The organism is Plantactinospora sp. A48 (assembly GCF_055793945.1).
On sequence record NZ_JBTIXF010000116.1, the window covers coordinates 1 to 6006 of the forward strand.

Sequence of the window (6006 nt, forward strand, 5' to 3'; positions counted from 1 at the left end):
TCGCCGACGATCTCTGCCACCGGCCCGGCCTCCACGATCCGGCCCTTCCTGACCACCCCCCCCTCCCTCCCCTCCCCCCCCCCCTCTTTTTCTCTCCCCCCCCCCCCCCCCCTCCCCTCGCCCCCCCCCCCCCCCCCCCCCCGAACCGTGGCGCCAGGGTGCGTTGTCCGCCGTGAAGGTCCTGTTCTGACCCGGGTGGTTTCCCGTTGGAGGTACCGTGCGCATCCTCGACCACCCCGACTTCGCTCCGTCGGGACCGCAGTCGGCCACCGGTCCGCCCGCCGCGATCCGCCCCGCCCGAGGTGGCTCGCTACGGGACCTCGTCACCCTGGTCCGGCCACAGCACTGGTTGAAGAACCTGCTCGTCGTCGCGTTGCCGCTCATCGACGCCCCCGGGTGGACGTGGGGTGAGATCCGGCGGGTCGGTTGGGCCGTGATCGTGTTCACCGTCGCGGCCAGCCTGGTGTACGTGGTCAACGACACGACCGATCGGCATCGGGACCGGGTGCATCCGACGAAACGGTTGCGCCCGGTCGCCTCCGGCCGGGTCTCGCCACGCGCGGCGGTGGTGCTCGCCGGTGGACTCGCCGTGCTGCTCGGCGCGCTGCTGTCGAGCCTGCCGTACCGCACCTGGTGGCCGGTGCTGCTCTACCTGGCCCTCAACGGCGCCTACAGCCGATGGCTCAAGCACATCCCGCTGCTCGACGTGATCACCGTGGCGCTCGGGTTCCAGTTGCGCCTGGCCGCGGGGTACGTCGCGATCGGGCAGCGCTTCTCCACCTGGCTGCCGGTGTGTCTGCTCGGCCTGTGCCTCCTGCTCGTTCTGGGCAAGCGCCGCAGTGAGTTGACGGCCGCCGGCGCCAGCCACCGGCCGGCGCTGCGCGGCTACTCACTGCCCTACCTGGACCAGTTGCTCGGGTTGACCGCCGCACTGGTGACCGCGGCGTTCTTCGCCTACCTGCGCACCGAGGCACCGCTGGACACGTTCCGGGTCGCCGCGGTCCTGCTGTCGGCGCCGCTGGCCGCGCTCGCGCTGTTCCGCTACCTCCAGGTCGTGATCGTCCGCGACGGCGGCGGCGATCCGGTCCGGGTGCTCGTCCACGACCGCGTCATGGTGCTCAACGGCCTGGTCTGGGCCGCCGTGCTGGCCGTGCTGAACCTGTTGGCCCGTCACCCGCACGCCGTACAGGCGTTGCTCGGAAAGGCGATGTGAAGCTGATGGAAGAAACCCCGCTGGTCTCGGTGATCATCCCGAACTACAACTACGCGCGGGCGCTGGCGCTGTGCCTGGCGGCGCTGCGGTCGCAGACGTACCCGGCGATCGAGGTGATCGTCGTCGACGACCACAGCACCGACGACTCGGTGGCGGTCGCGCAGCGGGCGGGTGCCCGGGTGCTGCGCACGCCGCACCGGGCCAGCGGCTGCGCGGCGGGCCGCAACGTCGGCGTCGCGGACTCCCACGGCGAGATCCTGTTCTTCCTCGACTCCGACGTGGCGTTGGAGCCCGACGCCGTCGCCAACGCCGTGGCCGCGCTACGCGCCGACCCCCGGATCGGGGCGCTGTGCGGCGTGTACCACCCCGACCCGCTGATCGTGGACAGTCGCGTCGAGGAGTACCGCAGCCTGCAACTGCACTACTGGCAGGCCAGCTCCGAGGGGGGCGTGAGCAACATGTACCCGGCCATGACCGCGATGCGCCGGACCGTCTTCGACGACGTCGGGCCCTTCAACCCCAGGCTCAAGCAGACCGAGGACGCCGACTACGGTCATCGCGTGTCCCAGCGCTACGCGCTCGTGCTGAGCTCGACGGTGAGCGGACGCCACGACCACGACGACCGGCTGGGCGTGCTGCTGTGGAAGATCTTCACCCGCACCCGGCTGCGCATCCCGCTGTACGCCCGACGGCGCCGGTTCGCCAAGGGATTCGAGACGGCCACCCGGGGCTGGGGCTGTCTCGCGGCCCTCGGCTCACTCGTCACGCTCGCGGCGCCCGTGCTGCTGGGCTGGCCCTGGCTCGCGGTGCCGGTCGCGCTCGCCGCCGCCTCGGTCAGCACCGACCTCGGGATGTACCGCTTCGTGCTGCGCCGGCGGGGTGCCGGCTTCCTCACGTTCTTCCTGGCGATGCAGTACCTGGCGAACGTCACGATCGCGACCGGCCTCGGGGTCGGTGTCCTGCAGTGGCTGCTGTCCCGGTCGTTCCGGGAACTCTACGACGCCACCCTGCGCACCCAGGCCGTCCAGGAGGTCCCCGCGTGAGTGCCGGCACCATCGACGCCGCCGGCGTGGGCGGGGTTCCGCCGGGTGACGCGAGGCGTGTCGCCCGGCCCCGCTGGCACCTCGGTACCCGGCTGGTGGTCACCGCCTCGGTCGGCTGGCTGGCGTTCTGCCTGGCCCAGCTCACCCTCAGCGGACGGGTCTGGTGGTGGCTCCTGGTCGACACGGCGCCACCACCGGTGTTCGTCGCCGTGCCGGTCGTGCTCACCGGGCTGGCCTGGTTCGCCCGGCCGGCCCGCCGGCTGGTGCTCGCCCTGCTCGCCGTGTCGCTGGTGGTGGGGCTCGGGCTGCTCGGCGTCAACCTCCACGGCCTGGCCGGGTCCACCGCGCCAGGCCCGGGATCGGTCCACGTCTTCGCCTGGAACACCGAGTACTGGGACCAGGACGACAACCCGGACCGGTTCTACGGGTACCTGCGGGCCCAGCACGCCGACGTGTATCTGCTCCAGGAGTACATCGGCGTCGACCACGCCACCAACACGGCCAGGCGCCTCGACGACCGCGATCGGATCCGGCGCGAGTTCCCGGACTATCAGCTGGTGGTCCGCGGCGAGCTGCTCACGCTGTCCCGGTACCCGATCGTCGGCCAGCCGCTCGTCGGGCCCGACCGGCGTACCAACGACGAGCAGACCGACGCCGGCTGGAACGCCTATTTCGAACGGGCCAAAGTCCTGCGTACCGACCTCCGCGTCGGCGACCGGGTCGTCTCGTTCTACAACGTCCACATCCCGGTGCAGTTCGACGTCCTGATCAGCCCGACGAGCCGCGCGTTCTACTCGACCATGCGGACCAAGGCCGCGTCGCGGCGGGAGCAGTACGACGGCCTCAGCCACGCGATGGCGGACAACCCGGGCCCGCTGCTGGTCGCCGGCGACTTCAACACCAGCCAGGACATGGGCGAACTGCGCCCGGTGGCGGCGCGTGGCGTCGACGCGGCACGCGCCGGAGGCCCGGTGTACCCGGCGTCCTGGCCGGCCGGTGGGCTCAGCATGTGGCGGGTGGACTGGGCGTTCACCCATGGCGACCTGTACGCACGCCGGTACGCGCTGCGCGACCCGGACGGCTTGTCCGATCACCGGGCCCAGGACGTGTGGGTCGACCTGGGCGGCCGACGGTGACCCGGCGGCGCTGGACCGTGGCGGCACGCGCCCTGCTGTACGCGACGGTCCTGGCCCTGCTGCTGTACGGGTTGTGGCGGGAGCGTCACCCCCTGGGTAGCGGCATCGTCCAGGTCGGCCTGCTGCGCTGCCTCGCCGCCGAGGGACTCGCCCTGGTCGGTACCTGGCTCGGCATGCTCGGCTGGCGGGTTCTGGTGACCGCGACTGGCACGCGGATCGCGCTGCCGGCCGCGTCGCGTCTGTACTTCGTCGCGGGGCTGGGCAAGTACCTGCCGGGTGGCCTGTGGCCGGCGCTCGCCCAGGCCGACATGGCCAGGGCGCTCCGGGTACCCCCGGCCAGGCTGGCCGCGACGTTCCTCGGCAGTGTCGTGCTCTCGATCGGCGCCGGCCTCGCGGTCGGGCTGCTCGCGGTACCCCGGCTGGTGACGGCGAGCCCGCTGTGGTGGGCCCTGCTGCCGGTGGCCGCCATCGGGCTCGTCCCGGTGCTCTTCCCCGGGGTCGGTCGGTTCGCCCTGGGCCTGCTGCGGCGGATCGCCGGACGCGGGCCGGCGGTCACCGCCGTACCCGCCCGGCGTCAGGTCGCCGCCGCCGTGGCGTTGATGTCGCTCGGCTGGCTCGTCCTCGGCCTGCACGTGGTGATCCTCGTCGACGGTTTCCACCGGGCCGGCGCGGGCGTGGCGCCGTTGCTGATCGGCGGGTTCGCGCTGTCGGCGATCGCCAGCATCCTCGCCGTGGTGCTGCCGGCCGGTCTCGGCGTCCGCGAGGCCGTTCTGGCGCTCACCCTCGGCACGGTGCTCGGCGGAGGAGCGCTGGTGACGGTGGTGGCGCTCAGCCGCCTGCTCACAACGGTCGCGGACCTGCTCAGTGCGGCGGCCGGTGCGGCCCTCACCGCGGCCGTGCGGCCCGCGGAGGCCACGGACCCGGGCCGCCGCGGGTAGCCCACGGCAGCCGAACTCGGCGGCGATGAGATCCCCGGCCCGCCACCGGGGTGGCTGGGCTGGCCGGAGTGGGTGGCCCTCGCTTCTTTCTCCACGGCAACGGCTCCGAGGCTGGGAAGCAGTAAGGGCGCACCCGTGATGCACCGGTACCACCCCGCGTACTGAGCAAGCCGGGGCCGGCAGGCCGCACCCGCGAGCACCGGGCGCGCCCTGCCGGCCCGTGCGGCTAGGCCTTCTTCACCAGCGCCTGCATCTGGCTGATCTCCGCCTCCTGATCGACGACGATCTTGGCGGCGAGGGCCTTGGCGTCCGGGTTGCCGCCCTGCGCGCTCTCCTGCTCGGCCATGGTGACCGCGCCCTGGTGATGGGCGATCATCATGGTCAGGAACTGTTTGTCGAACGCCGCACCCTTGGCGTTGCCGAGCTTGGTCATGTCGGCGGCGGACATGCCGCCGGGCATCGGGCCGTGGCCCACCCCGCCCATGTCCATGCCGCCCGAGGGCATCATGCTCGGCATGGCGGCCGGCTGGCCCCAGGCCCTCAGCCACCCGGTCATGGTGTCGATCTCGGGCTGCTGCGCCTGCTTGATCTTCGTCGCGAGGGCCTTGACGTCGCTGCTGGCCGCGCGGGTGTCGGCCAGCGCGGCCATCTCGATGGCCTGCTGGTGGTGCGGGATCATCAGCTGGGCGAACATCACGTCCGCGGTGTTGAACACCGCGCTGGCCAGGGTCGGGGCGCCGCTGGTCATGGTCGGACCGGAGTCCGTGCCCGGGTGCGATGAGGAGTTGTTACCGCCGCAGGCCGACAGCAGCGCCGTGGCGGTCACCGCCACGCCGGCCAGCAGGGCACGGCGCAGCACAACAGAACATGTCAACACAACAAGGAGCCTTTCGGTGTCGGTGAACGTGCGTGAGGAAGCCGGCATGCCCGGATCGAGACGGGCCGCCGTGGGCTCCTCCTATATGCGCAGTACCGACACCGCGACGAGTTGCAGACCGGCGGGTCGTGGCGGGCCACGCGCTGCCCGCGACCGCCCTCGGGATGCCCCGGCCGGTGATCCTCCTGGCCTCGGCCGGGCCAACAGCGCCGCGGCCAGCAACGCCAGCACCGCGAGGGCGGTGAGCACGGCCAGGCACACATCCCACCCCGCCATGCCATGCCCCGGCACCGGGTTGTCGGCATGCGCGCACCCGGGGCAGTCGTCGGCCAGCGCCGAGGCGGCGGCCTGACCGTCCGCGCCGGGCAGGATCAGGGGAACCAGCGCCGCCTGGTGACCCGGTAGGTTCATCACCACCGTGGCTGACTCGGGCGCCGGGCGGGCGTCCATGTTCATCCCGGCATGGCCGAGGGTGTGCATTGCGACCAGGCCGACCAGGTTGCAGACCAACAGCACCCACCGGGCCACCCGCCCGGCCGCCGTGGTCTGCTCGCCTGTCATCGCGACCACGGTACCGGCCGGGCCGGCGGCCGCCATGCGACCCCGCACGAACGGCTGTCGACGAACGACGGTGACCAGGGCGTCGTGCGTCGGGCGTGAGCGCGGCCGTCGCGTTGAGCAGCAGCGGGGGGGGGGGGGGTAGGCCGGGGGGGAGGATACAAACAGGACAAAGGCCAGGTGGGGCGCCTTCCAGCTGGTGTCGGTGTTGTTGGGGGGAGAGGCCATACCACGATTGCCT

At 72.4% G+C, this 6006-nt stretch carries 6 protein-coding genes; 4 read left to right on the forward strand and 2 right to left on the reverse strand.

Features of this window, described 5'->3' with window-relative positions; all coding sequences use genetic code 11:
- The first annotated feature begins 217 nt into the window (after nt 1-217).
- The 4 genes from ACXN5W_RS30050 to ACXN5W_RS30065 are packed head-to-tail and all read left to right on the forward strand — an operon-like array spanning nt 218 to nt 4330.
- Nucleotides 218-1213 (forward strand): UbiA prenyltransferase family protein, encoded by a 996-nt coding sequence (locus ACXN5W_RS30050; protein ID WP_473161762.1) that lies wholly within the window; start codon nt 218-220, stop codon nt 1211-1213.
- Nucleotides 1214-1218: 5 nt separating this feature from the next.
- Nucleotides 1219-2256: a glycosyltransferase family 2 protein gene (locus ACXN5W_RS30055; protein WP_473161763.1), complete on the forward strand. Its 1038-nt coding sequence runs from the start codon at nt 1219-1221 to the stop codon at nt 2254-2256.
- Nucleotides 2253-3392 (forward strand): endonuclease/exonuclease/phosphatase family protein, encoded by a 1140-nt coding sequence (locus ACXN5W_RS30060; protein ID WP_473161764.1) that lies wholly within the window; start codon nt 2253-2255, stop codon nt 3390-3392. The genes ACXN5W_RS30055 and ACXN5W_RS30060 overlap by 4 nt, the downstream gene beginning before the upstream one ends.
- Entirely contained in the window at nt 3389-4330 is a 942-nt protein-coding gene (locus ACXN5W_RS30065; protein WP_473161765.1) for a hypothetical protein, read from the forward strand. Before ACXN5W_RS30060 ends, ACXN5W_RS30065 begins: the two co-directional genes overlap by 4 nt.
- A 226-nt stretch (nt 4331-4556) precedes the next feature.
- Here the strand turns inward: ACXN5W_RS30065 and ACXN5W_RS30070 are convergent, their stop codons facing one another.
- A complete protein-coding gene (locus tag ACXN5W_RS30070) occupies nt 4557-5189 on the reverse strand; it encodes a DUF305 domain-containing protein (RefSeq protein ID WP_473161766.1) in 633 nt (210 codons plus the stop codon).
- 99 nt (nt 5190-5288) lie between these two features.
- Entirely contained in the window at nt 5289-5768 is a 480-nt protein-coding gene (locus ACXN5W_RS30075) for a DUF6153 family protein (RefSeq protein WP_473161767.1), read from the reverse strand.
- Nucleotides 5769-6006 lie beyond the last annotated feature (238 nt).

Coding starts and splice junctions, on each gene's coding strand:
- ACXN5W_RS30075 (WP_473161767.1), bottom strand. CDS start 5,768: ATGACAGGCGAGCAGACCACGGCGGCCGGGCGGGTGGCCCGGTGGGTG.
- ACXN5W_RS30055 (WP_473161763.1), top strand. CDS start 1,219: ATGGAAGAAACCCCGCTGGTCTCGGTGATCATCCCGAACTACAACTAC.